Annotated in this window: 13 protein-coding genes, 1 tRNA gene and 1 pseudogene; 7 read left to right on the top strand and 8 right to left on the bottom strand. The window is 55.4% G+C overall.

The genetic code is table 11. The features are described from left to right. Positions 1–88 precede the first annotated feature (88 nt). The 4 genes and pseudogenes from H9L05_RS09240 to ppk1 form a co-directional block, all read left to right on the top strand. Positions 89–457 (top strand): c-type cytochrome, encoded by a 369-nt coding sequence (locus H9L05_RS09240; RefSeq protein ID WP_187733908.1) that lies wholly within the window; start codon positions 89–91, stop codon positions 455–457. 176 nt (positions 458–633) lie between these two features. After that, positions 634–1,833, top strand: coding sequence for a GTPase HflX (gene hflX / locus H9L05_RS09235; protein WP_187734230.1), 1,200 nt, complete (start codon positions 634–636; stop codon positions 1,831–1,833). A 245-nt stretch (positions 1,834–2,078) separates the two neighbouring features. Next, positions 2,079–2,573: a SixA phosphatase family protein gene (locus H9L05_RS09230; protein ID WP_187733907.1), complete on the top strand. Its 495-nt coding sequence runs from the start codon at positions 2,079–2,081 to the stop codon at positions 2,571–2,573. Between the two features lie 142 nt (positions 2,574–2,715). Then, positions 2,716–4,935, top strand: a pseudogene (gene ppk1 / locus H9L05_RS09225) (polyphosphate kinase 1); the annotation flags it as partial. Here the strand turns inward: ppk1 and H9L05_RS09220 are convergent. The 5 genes from H9L05_RS09220 to H9L05_RS09200 all read right to left on the bottom strand — a co-directional run bounded on the left by H9L05_RS09220 (position 4,901) and on the right by H9L05_RS09200 (position 10,007). Continuing rightward, a complete protein-coding gene (locus H9L05_RS09220) occupies positions 4,901–6,004 on the bottom strand; it encodes a DUF6268 family outer membrane beta-barrel protein (RefSeq protein ID WP_187733905.1) in 1,104 nt (367 codons plus the stop codon). The pseudogene ppk1 and the gene H9L05_RS09220 overlap by 35 nt on opposite strands. Positions 6,005–6,137: 133 nt before the next feature. Further along, on the bottom strand, positions 6,138–6,320 hold the full coding sequence (locus H9L05_RS09215; RefSeq protein WP_187733904.1) for a hypothetical protein: 183 nt from the start codon (positions 6,318–6,320) through the stop codon (positions 6,138–6,140). Continuing rightward, the gene (locus tag H9L05_RS09210) at positions 6,320–6,601 is read right to left on the bottom strand and encodes a hypothetical protein (protein ID WP_187733903.1); all 282 of its coding nucleotides are present in this window, start codon (positions 6,599–6,601) and stop codon (positions 6,320–6,322) included. The genes H9L05_RS09215 and H9L05_RS09210 overlap by 1 nt, the downstream gene beginning before the upstream one ends. Positions 6,602–6,678: 77 nt before the next feature. Then, the gene (locus H9L05_RS09205; RefSeq protein WP_187733902.1) at positions 6,679–9,099 is read right to left on the bottom strand and encodes a metallophosphoesterase family protein; all 2,421 of its coding nucleotides are present in this window, start codon (positions 9,097–9,099) and stop codon (positions 6,679–6,681) included. Between the two features lie 47 nt (positions 9,100–9,146). Next, positions 9,147–10,007 carry a metallophosphoesterase gene (locus H9L05_RS09200; RefSeq protein ID WP_187733901.1) on the bottom strand — a complete coding sequence of 287 codons (861 nt, stop codon included), beginning with the start codon at positions 10,005–10,007 and terminating at the stop codon, positions 9,147–9,149. 330 nt (positions 10,008–10,337) lie between these two features. On the opposite strand from H9L05_RS09200, the gene H9L05_RS09195 reads away from it, so the two are divergent. Beyond that, entirely contained in the window at positions 10,338–11,564 is a 1,227-nt protein-coding gene (locus H9L05_RS09195) for a Pycsar system effector family protein (protein WP_187733900.1), read from the top strand. Between the two features lie 82 nt (positions 11,565–11,646). On the opposite strand, the gene H9L05_RS09190 is transcribed toward H9L05_RS09195, so the two are convergent. Together H9L05_RS09190 and H9L05_RS09185 are read right to left on the bottom strand one after the other, a co-directional pair. Then, positions 11,647–12,093 (bottom strand): hypothetical protein, encoded by a 447-nt coding sequence (locus tag H9L05_RS09190; RefSeq protein WP_187733899.1) that lies wholly within the window; start codon positions 12,091–12,093, stop codon positions 11,647–11,649. 2 nt (positions 12,094–12,095) lie between these two features. Then, positions 12,096–12,827, bottom strand: coding sequence for a DUF2652 domain-containing protein (locus tag H9L05_RS09185; protein ID WP_187733898.1), 732 nt, complete (start codon positions 12,825–12,827; stop codon positions 12,096–12,098). A gap of 128 nt (positions 12,828–12,955) precedes the next feature. On the opposite strand from H9L05_RS09185, the gene H9L05_RS09180 reads away from it, so the two are divergent. Beyond that, positions 12,956–13,027 (top strand) — tRNA-Arg (locus H9L05_RS09180). Between the two features lie 184 nt (positions 13,028–13,211). Here the strand turns inward: H9L05_RS09180 and H9L05_RS09175 are convergent. Continuing rightward, entirely contained in the window at positions 13,212–14,930 is a 1,719-nt protein-coding gene (locus H9L05_RS09175; RefSeq protein WP_187733897.1) for a LamG domain-containing protein, read from the bottom strand. Between the two features lie 364 nt (positions 14,931–15,294). Between H9L05_RS09175 and H9L05_RS09170 the strand changes: the two genes are divergently transcribed. Further along, entirely contained in the window at positions 15,295–16,038 is a 744-nt protein-coding gene (locus H9L05_RS09170; RefSeq protein ID WP_223284842.1) for a TIGR04283 family arsenosugar biosynthesis glycosyltransferase, read from the top strand. Positions 16,039–16,073 lie beyond the last annotated feature (35 nt).

Here is a 16,073-nt window from a genome sequence, read left to right as displayed (position 1 = left end):
AGATTGCAACCAAGCACCTTACCAATGGTACTTTGCGCCGCGTTTGTGTGTTATAGATCCAGAAATGAAGTTAACAACTGCTTATTTAATGCGCCAGCTAGCCTTGGGGGGCTTTTTTTTGAGCGTAGCGGCCTGCCAATCTGCTGATCCGATACAGTCGGCCCCCGCGGCCCTGCCCGAGCCTGATCCGGCCGCGCCGGCTGCTATTCTGGGCACTCTGGAAACGGATGCGCTGGCCGCTGGGCAGGCCATTTTTGCGGAACGCTGCGTGGTTTGCCACGGCCCCGATGGAAAGCTGGGAAATAATGGTGCCCGCGACCTCACCAAAAGCAACCTAAATACCAACGGCCGCGTGTACATAGTTACCAAGGGCATGGGCAAGATGCCGGCGTTCAAGGATTCGCTCACCGAAGAGGAAATTGAGCAGGTCGCCGCGTATTCCCTCACCTTGCGCTAGCCGCCGCTCCTGAGCGGCTGCGACAGCGCCTGAACATTACTCTAACTGACATGGCAAAAAAGACAAATTCACATAGCTGGAACCCAACCACCAGCAACCGGCACAATACCACCGATAGCGCCGACAGCAGCCAGCCCACCCGCGACCCCGCCACGGGCACGTATAATACCGCCGTGATGGCCGAAACGGCCGTTCTGGTGGCTGTACCTGACAAACGCCAGCCCGACGCCACCACCCAGGAATACCTCGACGAACTGGCTTTTCTGGCCGAAACGGCGGGCGCACAGGTCACGAAGCGCTTTGTGCAGCGCCTTGAAAAGCCGGATACGCGCACCTTCGTGGGCGAGGGCAAGCTGGCCGAAATCAAGGCCTACGTGAACCATACGAAGGCGAGCATGGTCATTTTTGATGATGAGCTTTCGCCGTCGCAGCTGCGCAACCTGGAGGCGGAACTGAAGGTTAAAATCGTGGACCGCTCTCTGCTGATCATCGACATCTTTGCCCGGCGGGCGAAGTCGGCCACGGCGCGCACCCAGGTAGAACTGGCTCAGTATCAATACCTGTTGCCGCGCCTGACGGGTCTTTGGACTCACTTGGACAAGCAGCGTGGTGGTGGCGTAAGTCAGCGCGGACCGGGTGAGACCGAGATTGAAACTGACCGCCGCGTAGTACGCGACCGGATCGACTTTCTGAAGGAAAAGCTGGAAACGTTTGATAAGCAGAGCAACACCCAGCGCAAGTCGCGGACGGGCGTGGTACGCGTGGCGCTGGTGGGATACACCAACGTGGGCAAAAGCACCATTATGAACATGCTGTCGCGCTCCGATGTGTTTGCCGAAAACAAGCTGTTCGCTACCGTCGACTCGACGGTGCGGAAGGTGGTGCTGGAAAACATGCCGTTTCTGCTTTCCGACACGGTAGGGTTTATCCGCAAGCTGCCCACGCGCCTGATCGAGAGCTTTAAATCCACGCTGGACGAGATTCGCGAGGCCGACTTGCTGGTGCACGTGGTTGATATTTCGCACCCGTCGTTTGAGGAGCAGATTGCGGTGGTGAACGACACGCTCAAGGACATCAACGCTGCCGACAAGCCGATGCTGCTGGTGTTTAACAAGATAGACCAATACAGCACCGATACCGCTAACGCCTCGGAGCAGCAGTTTGAAGGCATGAATGCGGACGAAGACGCCCCCGAGCGGCCGTCATTGGAGCAGCTGAAAGCTACGTACATGGCCAAAATGCACGACCCGGTAATCTTTATTTCGGCGCAGGAGCGCACCAATATCGATGAGCTGCGAGACCTACTGGCTCGGCACGTAGCCAAGCTGCACTACCAACGCTATCCTAACCAGCAACCCATAGTTGAAGAGGAGTAACCTGCATTTGACAACGACAAAAAAGCCCCCAGAATACTTCTGGGGGCTTTTTTGTTAAGGCCGGCTTGGTTTCGGTTGTTAGCTGCGCTGACTTTCAGTTCAGCGATTAGACGTGAATATGTGCTTTTATATTACCTGCTTTAGCCTAAAAGATCGAATCGTTTAAATTCGTGGACCCGGATTGGTATTTAGCCGAAACCCGCATAACGTTTGTAGTATAGAATCCCCATTCCAACTTTTTGTTTATGAAAACCTTGTATCTGATGCGCCATGCAAAGTCGAGCTGGAACTTTGACGACCTGAGCGACCGGGAGCGGCCCCTGAATGGCCGAGGGCGTACAGATGCTCCGGCTATGGGCGAGGCGCTGGCGAAACGCCACATACAGCTGGATTTGCTAGTTAGCTCGCCGGCGGTGCGCGCGCTCAGCACGGCGGCGCTGGTGGCCAGCGTGCTGAAGTACCCGCACGAGAAGATTCAAGTGGTGGAGAAAATATATCAGGCCGATGTAAACGACCTGATGCGGGTAGTACACGAGCTGCCCAATGAGGCTACTTCGGTGTTGCTGGTGGGCCACAACAACACCATTACTGATTTCGCCAACTTACTCTCTCCCAGTCAGATACCTGAAATGACGACGGCCGCTATCGTGTGCCTGCGCTTCAATACCGACCACTGGGCCCACGTGGATCGAACCAACTCTGAGTATTATTTCTACGACCATCCCCGGGACAAGGAATAGACTTACCTCGTCAGTAAATACCACACGAAAGCCTCAAGTTGCGGCGGCTTGCCGTATAAGGCAGTCGGCGGGCGTAGCGCTTTGCCCTGATCATTAACGTAATACCCTTAAAACACATGGAAATGCCCCCAAGACCCACCCCACATTGCTGAACCGGGAGTTGAGCTGGCTGGCGTTCAATGCCCGTGTGCTGCAAGAGGCGCAGAGCCCGGAAGTGCCCCTGCTGGAGCGGCTGAAGTTTATGGCCATCTTTTCGTCGAATCTGGACGAATATTTCAAGGTGCGCGTGGCCACGCTGCGCCGCCTAGTGAAGCTTAAGAAAAAAACCCGCGCCAAGCTGGGCGAAGACCCGGCCGAACAGCTCAAAAACCTGCTGGCCGAGGTAAATAAACAGCAGGAAGCTTTTGGCGACACCTTTCGGGGCAGTATTCTGCCGGAGCTGCATCGCCAGCACATTCATCTGCTCTCCGACCACGATTTGAGCGAAACGCAGCGGGAGTGGGTGGAGGAGTATTTCCGCGAAAAGGTGCGCGATCTGCTCTCGCCCGTCAGCCTCGACGACAACCTGCACCACCTGTTTCTTAAGGACCAAAGCGTGTACCTTACCTTTCTGCTCACCGAGCCGGTGAAGGAGAAAAAGCATCAGCCCGACGAGCGGATATTAGTCATGGAACTCCCTACCAAACGGCACGGGGGGCGTTTTGTGCAGCTCCCAGCGGAGGGCGAAGAGCGCTACGTTCTGTTCCTGGACGACGTGATTCGGTGCTGCGCAACCGAGCTGTTTCCGCAGTACAAGCGCGTGCAGGTGCATGCCATCAAAATTTCGCGCGATGCGGAACTGGATATTCAGGAAGAAGTATCCGGCAACCTGATGGCCAAGATTAAGAGCAGTTTGCAGAAACGCGAAACGGGCTACCCGGCCCGCCTGCTCTACGACCCAGCCATGCCAAATGAGGTATTGCGGGCCGTGATGCAGAAAACCGGCATCGGCAAAGGCGAGCTGGTGGCGGGCAGCCGCTACCACAACTTCCGCGACTTTTTCGGCTTCCCGGACGTCGGCCGCCCCGATCTTACTTTTCCGCCCCAGCCGCCGCTGCCTCATCCTACGTTGCCGCGCGGTGCGGGCAGTATGCTGGCCGCCATTGCCGAGCGAGACCACCTGCTTCACCTCCCCTACCAGTCCTTCGAGTACGTCACGCGCTTTCTGACTGAAGCGGCCCTCGATCCGGCCGTTACCAGCATTGGCGTGACCTTGTATCGGGTGTCGGCTAAAAGCGAGGTGGCCAAAGCGCTGGTGAAGGCAGCCAAGCAGGGCAAGCAAGTGACTGTAGTAGTAGAGCTTAAGGCCCGCTTCGACGAGGAGTCGAATATGTATTGGGCGGAGAAGCTGCAAGATGCCGGCGCCAATGTCATTTTTGGCATTCCTGACTTAAAAGTGCATAGCAAGCTCGCTTTGGTGACGCGTACCGAGAATGAGAAGGCCAAGCACTACGCCTACCTGAGCACGGGCAACTTCAACGAAGTAACCAGCCAGATTTACGCCGACCACGGCCTGTTTACCGCTGATGAGCGGCTGACCAACGAGGTAAGCCGGGTGTTCGACTACTTCCTGGATCGTCAGGCCAAAGATGGCTTCGAGTATCTGCTGGTGGCTCCCTTTGAGCTGCGCGACCGGCTCAACGAGCTGGTAGACCGGGAGATAGAATTGGCCAAAGCCGGCAAAGACGCTTATATCATTCTGAAAGTAAATGCCTTGCAGGATGAGCGCATGATTCATAAGCTGTATGAAGCCAGCGCAGCCGGCGTCCGCGTCGAGCTTTTGGTGCGCGGTATTTCGTGCCTTATTCCGCAAGTGCCCGGCCAAAGCGAGAACATCGAGCAGCGCGGCATCGTGGACCGCTACCTGGAGCACGCCCGCGTGTATGTATTTGGCAACGATGGCGATGAAAAGGTGTTTGTAGCGTCGTCCGACTGGATGGCCCGCAACCTGGATCGCCGGGTGGAGGTCGGCTTTCCGATTCTCGACCCTAAAATCCGCGCTGAAGTCCGCCACCTGCTCGACCTGCAACGCCAGGACAACGTAAAGTCCAGAGATTTTCACAACAACTTTATCGGCCAGGACGACAAAAATGCCCCTCAGGTACGCGCCCAGCTAGCCACCTACGAATACCTGAAAAAGCTAAGCAAAGCCCGCCCAACGGAAAAAGCCGGGGCCAAACCAGCAGGCAAAAAAGCCCCCGGAAGAAGCCGGCCGCTTAACGGACAGGAAGGACAGGAACAAAAAAGCCCCCAGCTACGTAGCTGGGGGCTTTTTTATTGTTGCTACATTATTGCTTCAGGAAGCGGCGCGGCGGCACAATGAATAATTCCAGGCTGAAATAAGGCGTACCAGCCAGCTTGTTGTCGATGACCTTCGTGCGGCCGTTGCGCCGGTCGAACACATCAAACGAGTTGTTATAGCGGTAGCCGCCTTCAGCCCCAAACCACAGGAAATCATAGATTTCCCGCTCCCAACGGCCACGCACCTTCAGCTCGGTTTCGCGCAGCTCCACGGTGGTAAGGGTGGGGTCGATGGGTAAGGTTTCCCGGAATTTGAGGATATAGCTCAGACCATTCACGTCGTAGCCGGCAAACAGCAGCGACTTGGCCGAGGCGTTATGCCGCACCAGCACGCGCGCCGGAAACAACGCTTCTACGCCCCAATGGTCGCTCCAGGTGCGGTTGTACATGATGGCTGGATAGATGCTGCGCCGGCCGAAGGTGTAGCCCAGCTGCGCACCAATGCCCCAGGAAAACGTGGGCGACTTTTTCCAGCCATACACCAGCTCGTATGACATGCGCAGATAGTCCTTGAGCCTTAGCTCAGAGGACGTATAGTCGCCGTTCAGCTCGCCTTTTACCCGGCCCAATATGAAGTTGCGCTCATCAATGGGCCGCAGCACCACCAGCTGAGTACCAAGCGTTTTGAGGCCTTTTTCCTCCAGCTCGTCATAGAGCGTGTAGCCAGTGGGGCGGTTTTCGAACTCAAACTCTTCCCGCTCATAATTCACGCCCACCACCATCTTAAGGTGCGGCCGATTCCAGACCGGAATGTAGCCTTTCACGATGAAGCGGTCGTTGTTGCTTACGCGCCCTGACCGATCTGTGAAGTCGCTACTGCGCGAGTTGGAAGTGATATCGAAGCCGGTGGTGCGCTCGTAGTGAAAAATCAGGCCTTTACTGGGGCCCTGACCCAAGACGGAGGGGTTAGCAAATTCCTTTTCCTTGCCTACCAGCTCATCCGTGAGCGAGTCGGTGGGCGGGGCGGGGCGCGGGTACACGCGCGTGCGGGGAGGCCTTACTTGCGCCTGCGCGTCCAGAACAGGCAAGAATAAGGCTACAAGACCCAAAATTTGCCCCCCACGGCGCAAAAAGGCAGAAATCGATGTCATATGAACGTGAAAATTTCTTCTTCCAAAAACCCACAAATACTCGGTTTTGGGATTAACGTCTTTTAATGAAAAATGGCCAAGCGTAGGGCAATTATACCCCTATCACCTGGCCATTCTTTACGTTGCTATTCCGTCAGAATAGAAAGTCGAAGCCCACAAAAACCAGGTTCTCTTCACCTACTGAATAAGTAGCATTAATTACCACCTGCTTTAGAATATCGGCCCACACGCCACCGCCTACTCCGGTATGAAAGGCCCCCAAGCCAGTGCGCTCATCGTATTGGCTATACACTCGGGCGGCGTCCGCAAGTCCCATCACCCCGATTTTGGCCGGGAAGAGGTAAGCGTTGAACGTAAAGAGCTGAAGGCGCACCTCGGCGTTGGCATATACAGTACTGCGACCTGCAAAACGTGTACGGCGGTAGCCGCGCAGGTTGGTGGTGCCCCCAGCGTATTGGCCTGATAAAACCGATAGTCGCCGAGGTTGCGCGCCCCGCCAATTCGGCCGGCCCAGGTGAGCTGGAAAGGAAAGTTGGGAGTGAGGTAAAACCGGAACTCCGAGGCTAGGCGCCCGAAGTTGAGTCGCTCCCCGTTCATCTGGAAGTTATACTCGGCCGAGTTGTACCAGCGCAGACCAATGCGCGGGTTTTTGGGGGAGCTGGCGGCATCGATGTTCAGATAAAAACGCCCCCAGCATAGCGATTCATACCAAAGTCGGAGGAGCGGATGCCGACAGCGGCCCCACTTACGCCGTTGTCTTCAACGAGGCCTTTGTCAATCTCGCTGCCAATGGGGTTACGTTCAACGTGGAACTGGTCGTACTGGGGGCCAAATCCGATTTTGAGGAAGCTAAACACATCCTTTTCCAGCACTGGCGAGAAGTAGAAGCGCGAAAAGCGGATGCGGTAGGTTTCGTTGATGTCGCGGTTGCGGACGCGGCCTTCCCGGTCTTCCAGAATATTGTCCGTGTCGTTGCCCTCACCGAAGTAGTTGTAAAGCAGCTGCGGCCCATAAAGCTGACTGGTCACGTTCAGGTCGTACTTACCGAACATATCCGTAAACTGGCCTTTATAACGCACGTTATACGCTTTCTGCGAAGGCGAATAGTTGGCTACCAACGACTGATCCGAAGCGAAAGGCTCCTTCCGGAAAGCATAGTTGCGGTAGGTAATACCACCGCCAAAGAATAGCCGGTCGTCCACGTTATAGCCGAAGTACAGCGCCGGCCCCAGATAATCGAGACGGTAATCTTTACGGTCGGCACGGTTCGGGTTATCGTAGCGGCTCACATCGATACCGGGCTCCAGGCGCAGGCGGGTGTCGCGGCCCTTAATGATGACGTTGCCGGTATCGGCATCGTAGATATGTGTTTGGTGCTCAATGCCGCGCACGTTCGATTTGTCTACAATCGAGTCGCGGTCGGTGCCGGCAATAATGCGCAGCTTGAGGCCATCCCTCACATCGCCGTTGATGTTATAAATATCGTTGCCGGCGAAACCATACAAGCGCACTTCCTGCGTGACTTTATTATCAAAGGTGCGGTCGTAGAGGATTTTAGTGAACTCACCGTCCTTGTTTATCTTCTGCACCGTCACGCGGGTTTTGTCGTTAGGCAGACGATCTACCACGAATTTTTCGCGCTTGCTGCTGCCCTTCACCTCCGTAATCTTGGAAACTACCTCGTAGTAGTTGGCTGCCAACTCCGGCAACAGCTCCCGCCGGCTTTTCAGCTTGGCAATAATTTCGGGACCGTGCAGCTTATAGATCTGCTCCGGCCAACGCTCACGGAAAGCATTTTCAATCACCTCATCGGTGAGACCCGCTTTCATTTCCTGCGCGTGCTTCACCCAATCTTCCTTGGTTACCGAGGCCAGAAACACCCGGTCATTGGCCAAAGCAGTCAGGTTAAGACCCTTATAGTCAGCGTAGTCGTAGCCGAAATTCTGGAAGTTACGAATGCCCCATCCCCGGCTGATCAGGTAAGGCAAAATGCCATCACCTTTAAAGAAGGCCACGTCGCGGTCCTCAGGTACAGCCGTGAAGGTTCGGTCGCCCTCTTCATCCTTCTTTTCGGCCCAGCGCCATTGGTCTTCGTGCCGGTCCCAGTCGCCGATCCACATATCGAAGAGGCGCGAGCGGGCGAAGGCTTTTTCCTTCACCTTATTATCGTTGTCGTCAATGAGGCGCTCCAGCACCCGGTCGCTGCCCACTAAGTTGGTAGCATTACCCAACGAGGCTACGTCACTCTGGTCATCCTTGGGGTCTTCTTCAAGGGCTGCTGGCGTGTTTGAAAATCGCTCGTAGTACTGGCCCAGCAGCGGGTCCTGCGGGATATAGCGCATCTCCGGGTTAGTGTGCAGAATGCCAGCAGCCGAGGCCAGGGGCGGCAGCACAAAGGAGGCATAGGGATGCTGGGCTGAAATCTGGTCCTGCAAGATGTCCTTCGCCGCGCCGTCGCGCAGCGACTCCGGCAAAACTGCCGAAGGATCTTTATTAATGCCCCGCAGCGTGTAGTTGCGGCCTTCCTCGTTGCGCACTTTCAACGAAGCGGTCTGTTTGCCGCCCCCAATCTGGTAGGGCGTCAGGCCGCCTTTTTCAGTAGCTAAGTCGAGGATGGGGAAGCGAACGGGCGTGGCCCATTCGGCGCGATAGTGGTCGCCGAAGAAGGTACGAAAAAACCGGCTGCGCTGAGCGTAGCGCGGGTTGACGGCCAGGGTTACGGTACTGTCGCGGAAGTCGCGGCGAGGGCCGAGGGCGTTGGAGGCGTTGGTCGAATCGGTCTGGGCCTGCGCCAGCGCTTGAGGCAACTGCTTAGCATACATAGGGTACCGAAACACCAACCGGCCATTTTCACCATTGCCATTGGGCACCCAGAACTCCGTCCAGACTTCGCCGTTGTCGTAGTAATTAACCCGGGAAAACCCTTTCTCCTTGTCGGAGAACATGGCGCCGGCATCGCGGCCGGTGCGCACGTGCTGGGTTTTGCAGCCCGAGCCACTAGTAATAAAGTGGGTAGCATCTACCTTAAAATACTGCAGGTTATGCTCGTGGCCGTTGGCATACACCACGTTCGGATATTTCTGAAAGATATCCATCAGGCCCTTTTTGTAGGCCTGATACAGAGGGTGCGGAATATCCTGGCTTATGCCGCCGTACTTGCGGGCGAATGGATAAACCGAGCCAATGACGGGGAAGGGTACAAACGCGTATTTATAGACAATAGACAGCGGAAAAATATGGTCGGCAAGGGTGAAAAAGCCCCGTGAATACCATCGGAGAATAGTGGATGGTGGGCAATTACCATCACATTCTTGTCTTTGTGGCGCTGAATAATGTCTTCGAGCTGGGTGTAAAAGTCCGTTTCGTTGGCTACACCACAGCCGCTATTAGAGCCGTAAGGCCGCTCCTTAGTCTGTAAAAACCACTGCGAGTTGATGGCAATCATTACCAGGTCGTCCTGCAATCGGACCTCGAAAGGGCCGGGGCAGCCATCGCGGGGAATGAAAAAGTCGCCGGTGTAGGAAAAGGCCGTCGAGTCGCGCATCATGTAGTCTTCCACGAAGCGCTGCTGCCGGTTTACCTGCTCTAAGCTGCCCTTGTTTCCCTGTTTCCAGTCATGATTGCCCGGAACCATGTATTTTTCGCCTTCGTAGTCGCGCAGAATATCGAGTTGGGCGGTGATACGCTGCTCCGAAACCTTGCGGTCGTAGGCGCCTTCCTCGGGCAGACCGTACTCGTAAATGTTGTCGCCGAGGAAGATGGCCGTGCTTTTCGGGCCGGCAACGAGCATCTCGCGGCGCATAAAGTTGAGCGAGGGCTCACCTGGCTCTTTTAGTTCCGGGGCGCCAACGTCACCAATCAGAAATACAGAGTAGCGCAGGGTACTGCTATGGGGGGGCGTTTTTGTTTTCCAGTTTTCCCCTCCATGATTGTAGTTGGGGCGTTCGGGATGGGGAGCTTGAGTAGTCTGCGCCATGGTCGTGGGCAAGCCAAACGAGCTCATAAGCAGCAGATAACAAGACAGAGTAAACCTTCTCATAAGGAAGTATAAACAGCTATTGTAAAGATTTTGAAAGCAAAAATAGCTTGTAATCGGAGGTTTACCGAAGTTAAAAAAACCTACTAAAAGTTTAATTAAAAATTGGTAAACTTAAAATTCAAGTGGCTGACTACAGAATTAGCTCATCATGAGACGCTGCAATGGCATGCCCTACGCAGGCAGACGCTGTGCGGTTGAGCTATTGCAAAAAACCTCAGGAACCAATTCGCGTTTTAAGCCAATTAGGAGCTATGGGTGCATCCCTCCCGTCAGCCCGGCATCTCAACTTCCCTCATGGAGACAACCCCAGTTATAAAAAAGGCTAAAGCAGAAATTCTGCGGCAGGCTAAGGCTTATATCACGACACTTTTCGAGGAAAAGTTGCCTAAGCAGCTTGTTTATCATTCCCTCAAACATACCAATCTCACGGTAAAGGAGGTCCGGGCGCTCGGGGCAGCGTCTGAGTTGGACGAAAGCGACCAGGAAGCACTGGAGCTGGCCGCTTGGTTTCATGATACAGGCTATATAGATACGTATGACGGCCACGAGTACCGCAGCATGGAGCGGGCCGGGGAATGGCTACAGGCGCAGGGCTACCCCGCCGACCGCATTGCGGTAGTTCAGGATCTGATCAGGGCAACCCACCGCGACGAGCCCCGCGAAACGGAGATGCAGCAAATACTCGTAGATGCAGACCTGTGCAGCCTGGGTCGGGAAGACTTTTCCGCTTCCGGTGAGCTCATGCGCGCGGAGTGGGAAACCATATTAGGCCGCAGCTATTCGAACACTGAGTGGGCAGAAATTCAGCTTGATTTCCTGGTGGCGTCCAAGTTCCGGTCGCAAGCGGCCAAGGAGCGCTACGGCGAGCAATACAAGCAGAACATTAAGGATCAGAAGGATCGTCTCAAGAAGATCGAGAAAAAGGAAAAGAAGAAGAAAGAGGAGGTACAAGGCAACTTCGCCGAGGGCAAGCGCGGCGTAGAAACCATGTTTCGAACGACGTACGACAACCACGTGTCGCTCTCGCAAATGGCTGATAATAAGGCCAACATGATGATCAGCCTGAACGCGGTTATCCTGTCTATCCTGATTACTTATCTGGGGGCCAAAACGTCGTCCATCGGGCCGGCTTTCACCCGCAATCCTATCCTGACGGTGCCTATGGGCTTGCTGGTAGCCACGGCGCTGGGCTCGGTGGTATCGGCTATTCTCTCGGCCCAACCCGACGTAACGACCTTTAAGTGGCTGAAGAAAAGCCCGGCCATTGCCACCAACCGCCGCATCAACATCCTGTTTTTCGGCAACTTCACCAAGCTCAGCCTCGATGCTTTTCAGGGCGGCATGTACGAGCTGATGCGCGATAAAGACCTGATGTACACCAACATGATAACCGATATTTACTATCTGGGCGAGGTGCTCAGCCGTAAATATCGACTGCTGCGCATCAGCTACACCATCTTCATGGTGGGTCTGATTCTGACGGCGTTGTCATTCGGTATTGTGCTATTATATAAAGCGTAGCGCCGATGCTTTATTCATCAACAAAAAAGCCCTCCAGACTCAATCGGGGGCTTTTTTGTTGGTAATGAACCTAAAAACATAGCTATTTTACTGACACCTTAGCCATTCGCTCGCCCAGAGCAACCAGATTACGAAGAGAGCGACCCCAGAAGCGGTGCACGCGGCGCAGTTGGCCGAAGCGAATCAGAGAGTGCGGGCTGGCTACGTAGCCGTAGCGAAAATCGAGGGTAATGAGGCAGGAACGCTCGTCCACGGCTTCGATAAAGAAGAATAGCAGGGAATTCGGAAAAAGCCGGAAGTGCGAGATTTTCTCCACGTACTCGATGCGCTCCTCGCCCTGGAAGCTCTGCACCGTCTGAAAGTCGATCTGCCCCTTGTTGATATCCACCTTGTAGCTGGTACCCAGGCGGTCGGCTTTGCTGAGGTCGTAGTATACTGCGGTGCCGCCTTCCAGCCACCTGTAGCGCAAGCGCAGATTGCGCACCAGCCGCAGGGCGTAAGCCGCGGGCACACGCACGGTGTGGCGCACTTTCAGTGAGTTGCCGCGGCCACTGGGCGCTCCATCGGGCGAGTGATGCCCGTTGAGCAACAGGCGCAGGGGCGTGAGGTGGGCGTAGCGGTAGTTGATGTCGCCGAGATATTCGTAGTTGGTTTTGCCCCTAGCAGGCGCGTCCAGGAAAAGCTACGCGTCAAGTCAGTAAGGCTCTGCGTTTTCAGGTAGCCCTCCGACAGCAGCAGGTATTCGCCGCCGCTGATATTGTTCTTGAGCAGGCGATGCACCACAATAACGTCGCGGCCCATTAGCTTGGTAAATTCCCGAATGTGCGCCACGTTCACCCGGCCATAGTGCACTACTATTTTGAGGGTCAGATCGTTGTCGCGCAGCGCAGCGCCTAGTTCGGAGGCGTTGTCGCGCTCCACCAAGCGGAGGTAATTCTGAAAATCGAGGAAGATGCGGCGACACTGCGCCACCAGCTCCTGCACCGGCGGCGGCGGCCCCAACCGATAGAACAGAATAGCATCACCCTGAATCTCCGACACCTCCATATCCAGCGTATTCGCTTCGATCAGGATTTCGAGCAGGTCGGCAATCAGAAAAGGGGCCAGGGGGCTTTCCGAAGCTTCAATGAAGCGCGTAAAGCCGCTGATATCCGGAATAAACAGCAGGGCCGGCTGCATCCCATCGTCGTCGGCACCGGGGGGCAATTTTCGCCCGCTACCTGCTGCCCGTCGCGACGCGTGCAAATCCTCCAGTAAGCCCATACTATACCCAAAAACCTTAAAACGAACGGCGCAACACCCGCCGCGCCTGCCGCCTATACGCAGGCACCCCGGCGCCGGGTTTGGCTGAGCCGATGGTTTGGGGCTACCTTTACTCCCCACGCGCATCTGGCCCCGTAGTTCAACGGATAGAATAAGGGTTTCCTAAACTTTAGATGTGAGTTCGATTCTCGCCGGGGCCACATAAAAACCCGTTTTCTAAGGTAGAAAACGGGTTTTGGCTTTTCATATCATAACGCTGAGGATTAGGCTTTTGTAATAAATCTGCCGGACGACCTTGCGTCGCTTCCTCGCACGGCCTTGGCCTGAAAGCATTATTCGTTTTGTGAAGACAATCGGGAAAATGAGGGAATACCGCCTACAATCTTACTCTACCAGCAGGCGAGCCGTGCGTGGGGCCCGACCAGGTGTGGCAGCTTGCAGTATATAAAGCCCCGGCGTTATCCCCCGCAGGGAAAGCAACGCACCCGTACCCGTACGCACCAGCCGGCCCAACCCATCCACCAGTTGAAGCGTCGCCTCAGGACCTAGCTCAGGCAGCCGCACCTGGTCGTGGGCCGGGTTGGGCACGAGCTGCAAAGCCACGGCGGGAGTGTCATCGGCCGCCCCAACAAATACGACGGGCGAGTAAGCCAGCGTACCATCCAGGTCGCGCTGTACCAGCCGGTAGTAGGCTGCATGCGGCGCGGGATAGGCAGTGAATTTATAAGCGTGGGGCCGGCTGCTGGTACCCTGTCCGGCTACGCTGCCCAGTGGGGTGAAGGTATAGCCGTCAGGGGCTTGCTCCACGGTGAAGTCGGCGCTGTTCTGCTCCGAGGCCGTTTGCCAGGTGAGGGCGACCGTCAGGGGGCCGGCACGACGAGCGGAGAAGGCCGTCAGCTCCACCGGCAGCGGCACATTGGCCTGCATGTATTCGGCGCGGTAACGCTGCTGGACAAGCAGCAGAGAGTTGGGCGTTGGTACGGCGGCGGTGGTTGTCCATATACCATCATTAGCGGGCCGCGTGTAGATAGTGGAGCCGCTCAAGCCAGCGGCCGGACGAAGCCGGAAGTCATAGGTACCGGAATTGCCCCGGCTAAATACGCCAAAGTACACGTCGGCGCTAGTGCCCTCGGTTGGTTCTTCGCTTGGCTTTTCATTTACGGCATAAAGCTGCACCCCATCCGTTTGGGTTGTGATGTTGGTCACAATAGCCGAGTCCCCATTGTTTGCTGCCAGTCGCAGGCGCGTGGCACCCAGATCAGGGCCGTAGGCGTACGTGCTGGCATCACCGATGGCGGCCCCGGAGGGTTGCCAGGCGTCGTTATTGAAGTTGATAAGTCTGCCGTTGGTTGGGTCGCTGCCTTTGTCAATAGCAACAGCGCCTGCCCTTTGATCAAAGGAATAATAGGCCACTAATTCGTCGGGCACGGGCGAAACCTTGCGGCACATATTCGCCCTAATCTGGTCCTGAGTAAGCGCCGTGCGCCACACCCGGACTTCATCAATATCACCCTGAAACAGGTTTTCGGATTGAGCGATGTATACGCCAATAGCCAGGGCTGAGCTCGTGGCCAAATCTGCCGTCAGGAACGGATAAGTCGCATTGTTTTCCAGTACGCCATCTACATACACCTGCCAGGTATTCAGATTGCAGACCCCGGCTACATGATGCCAACGACCATCATTGACCCGCGTACCCGAGGCCCCCGACGATACCGATATTCCCCCGCTGGTGTACCCATTAAAGTAGAGCTGGCCATTACTTATATACAGGTGAAAGCCTTTCTTTTCTGTCAAGGAATTCAGGTATTTGCTGGCAACCCACTGATTGCCGCTGCTAGTGGTGCGAATCCAGGCTTCCACCGTCACGCGCTGGGTGATGCCGCGGTTGCTGGTCCCACAATTTATGTAGGTATTCAGGCCATTAAAGGCCAGCTTATTGCCTGAGCCCGAGAGGTTTTGAGCTGAGGAAGTATAAACAGGCAGGAGCAGTACAATACTGCCCAGAACCATCTGTGCTGGTTTATAGCGCCGGGCTAATGAGAGGCGGAGAGCCGCCAGGCATTTGATAGTTCGCTGGATATAGAGGACAAAGGGAGCCATAAATGAGTATCAAATAGGGCGGCAATACAGGTTGAATATGAGTAGATAAATAAATCGTTTAATCTACTGTTCACTAATCACTTGCAATCAATACCCATGTTTATCTGCTACCTCCCAACATCCTCCTGTGCAATTAGTAGGCGCTACCATTAATTACTGCCAAAACACTTGGATCAAGTTTTCAACGCACTTATGAATCTACCATTTATTTATAATATTTCAATATTATTTATAACGAAATGTTACCTAACCATGGTTACTTATAAACCAGACCGGTTGCTCTTCAGGTAGGCGTAGCGGGCCAGTGTCAGGCATGAGGTATATTTCAGCACTTATTTTCTAAAGCATAATCTTCCAGCTAACCGTGCCCAGGCCCGCCATGATTCACGGCTCATCTGCTCCGGATACCATCAGCGTTATCATTCCCACCTTCAACGAGGCGGACTGCATAGGAGAGCTGCTCACGTATCTGAGCGCGGTGTGCGGGCCGGATGCGGGGGCAGAAATCATTGTGGCGGATGGGCACAGCACTGATGATACGGCCGCTCTGGCGCGGCAAGCCGGTGCACGCGTGGTTCTTTGTCCACAGAAGGGGCGCGCGGCCCAGCTTAACTATGGGGCGGCTGCGGCTGGGGGGCAAATTCTTTATTTCCTGCACGCCGATACATATCCGCCGCCTGGTTTTCTAGCCGATATCCGGCACGCGCTGGGGCCGCATGGCTACAGCAGCGGCTGCTACCGCCTGGCCTTCAATCACCCGCACTGGTTTCTGCGGCTGAGCGGCTGGTTTACGCGCTTCAATGTCGATGCCGTGCGGTTCGGCGACCAGAGCCTATTTGTGCGCCGAGCGGTATTTGAGCGAGCCGGGGGCTACCGCACGCACCTGATCATGCTGGAAGACCAGGAAATAGTGGGGCGGCTGCGGCGGCATGGGTTGTTTCGGGTGCTGCCCGGCACGGTTACCACATCTGCCCGCAAATACCTGCAGAACGGCGTTTTTCGGCTACAGGCCGTGTTTTCATTCCTGACGCTGCTTTATTGGCTGGGAGTGCCGCAGCCGCGGCTGCTGCAGGTATATCGGGGCCTTATCCGGCAGGATAAGCTGTAAGCACCCCTTGCAGGTTTTCTCATCAGATGTCACCT

Source organism: Hymenobacter qilianensis (assembly GCF_014489555.1).
Taxonomy (GTDB): Bacteria; Bacteroidota; Bacteroidia; order Cytophagales; family Hymenobacteraceae; genus Hymenobacter; species Hymenobacter qilianensis.
This window is presented reverse-complemented; position numbering and strand designations above follow the sequence as displayed.

What these genes read in the sequence shown, in the direction of transcription:
- H9L05_RS09240 (WP_187733908.1), top strand. Translation starts at nt 89, where the DNA reads ATGCGCCAGCTAGCCTTGGGGGGCTTTTTTTTGAGCGTAGCGGCCTGC.
- hflX (WP_187734230.1), top strand. Translation starts at nt 634, where the DNA reads ATGGCCGAAACGGCCGTTCTGGTGGCTGTACCTGACAAACGCCAGCCC.
- H9L05_RS09230 (WP_187733907.1), top strand. Translation starts at nt 2,079, where the DNA reads ATGAAAACCTTGTATCTGATGCGCCATGCAAAGTCGAGCTGGAACTTT.
- H9L05_RS09220 (WP_187733905.1), bottom strand. Translation starts at nt 6,004, where the DNA reads ATGACATCGATTTCTGCCTTTTTGCGCCGTGGGGGGCAAATTTTGGGT.
- H9L05_RS09215 (WP_187733904.1), bottom strand. Translation starts at nt 6,320, where the DNA reads ATGGGACTTGCGGACGCCGCCCGAGTGTATAGCCAATACGATGAGCGC.
- H9L05_RS09210 (WP_187733903.1), bottom strand. Translation starts at nt 6,601, where the DNA reads ATGAACGGGGAGCGACTCAACTTCGGGCGCCTAGCCTCGGAGTTCCGG.
- H9L05_RS09205 (WP_187733902.1), bottom strand. Translation starts at nt 9,099, where the DNA reads ATGGATATCTTTCAGAAATATCCGAACGTGGTGTATGCCAACGGCCAC.
- H9L05_RS09200 (WP_187733901.1), bottom strand. Translation starts at nt 10,007, where the DNA reads ATGAGCTCGTTTGGCTTGCCCACGACCATGGCGCAGACTACTCAAGCT.
- H9L05_RS09195 (WP_187733900.1), top strand. Translation starts at nt 10,338, where the DNA reads ATGGAGACAACCCCAGTTATAAAAAAGGCTAAAGCAGAAATTCTGCGG.
- H9L05_RS09185 (WP_187733898.1), bottom strand. Translation starts at nt 12,827, where the DNA reads ATGGGCTTACTGGAGGATTTGCACGCGTCGCGACGGGCAGCAGGTAGC.
- H9L05_RS09175 (WP_187733897.1), bottom strand. Translation starts at nt 14,930, where the DNA reads ATGGCTCCCTTTGTCCTCTATATCCAGCGAACTATCAAATGCCTGGCG.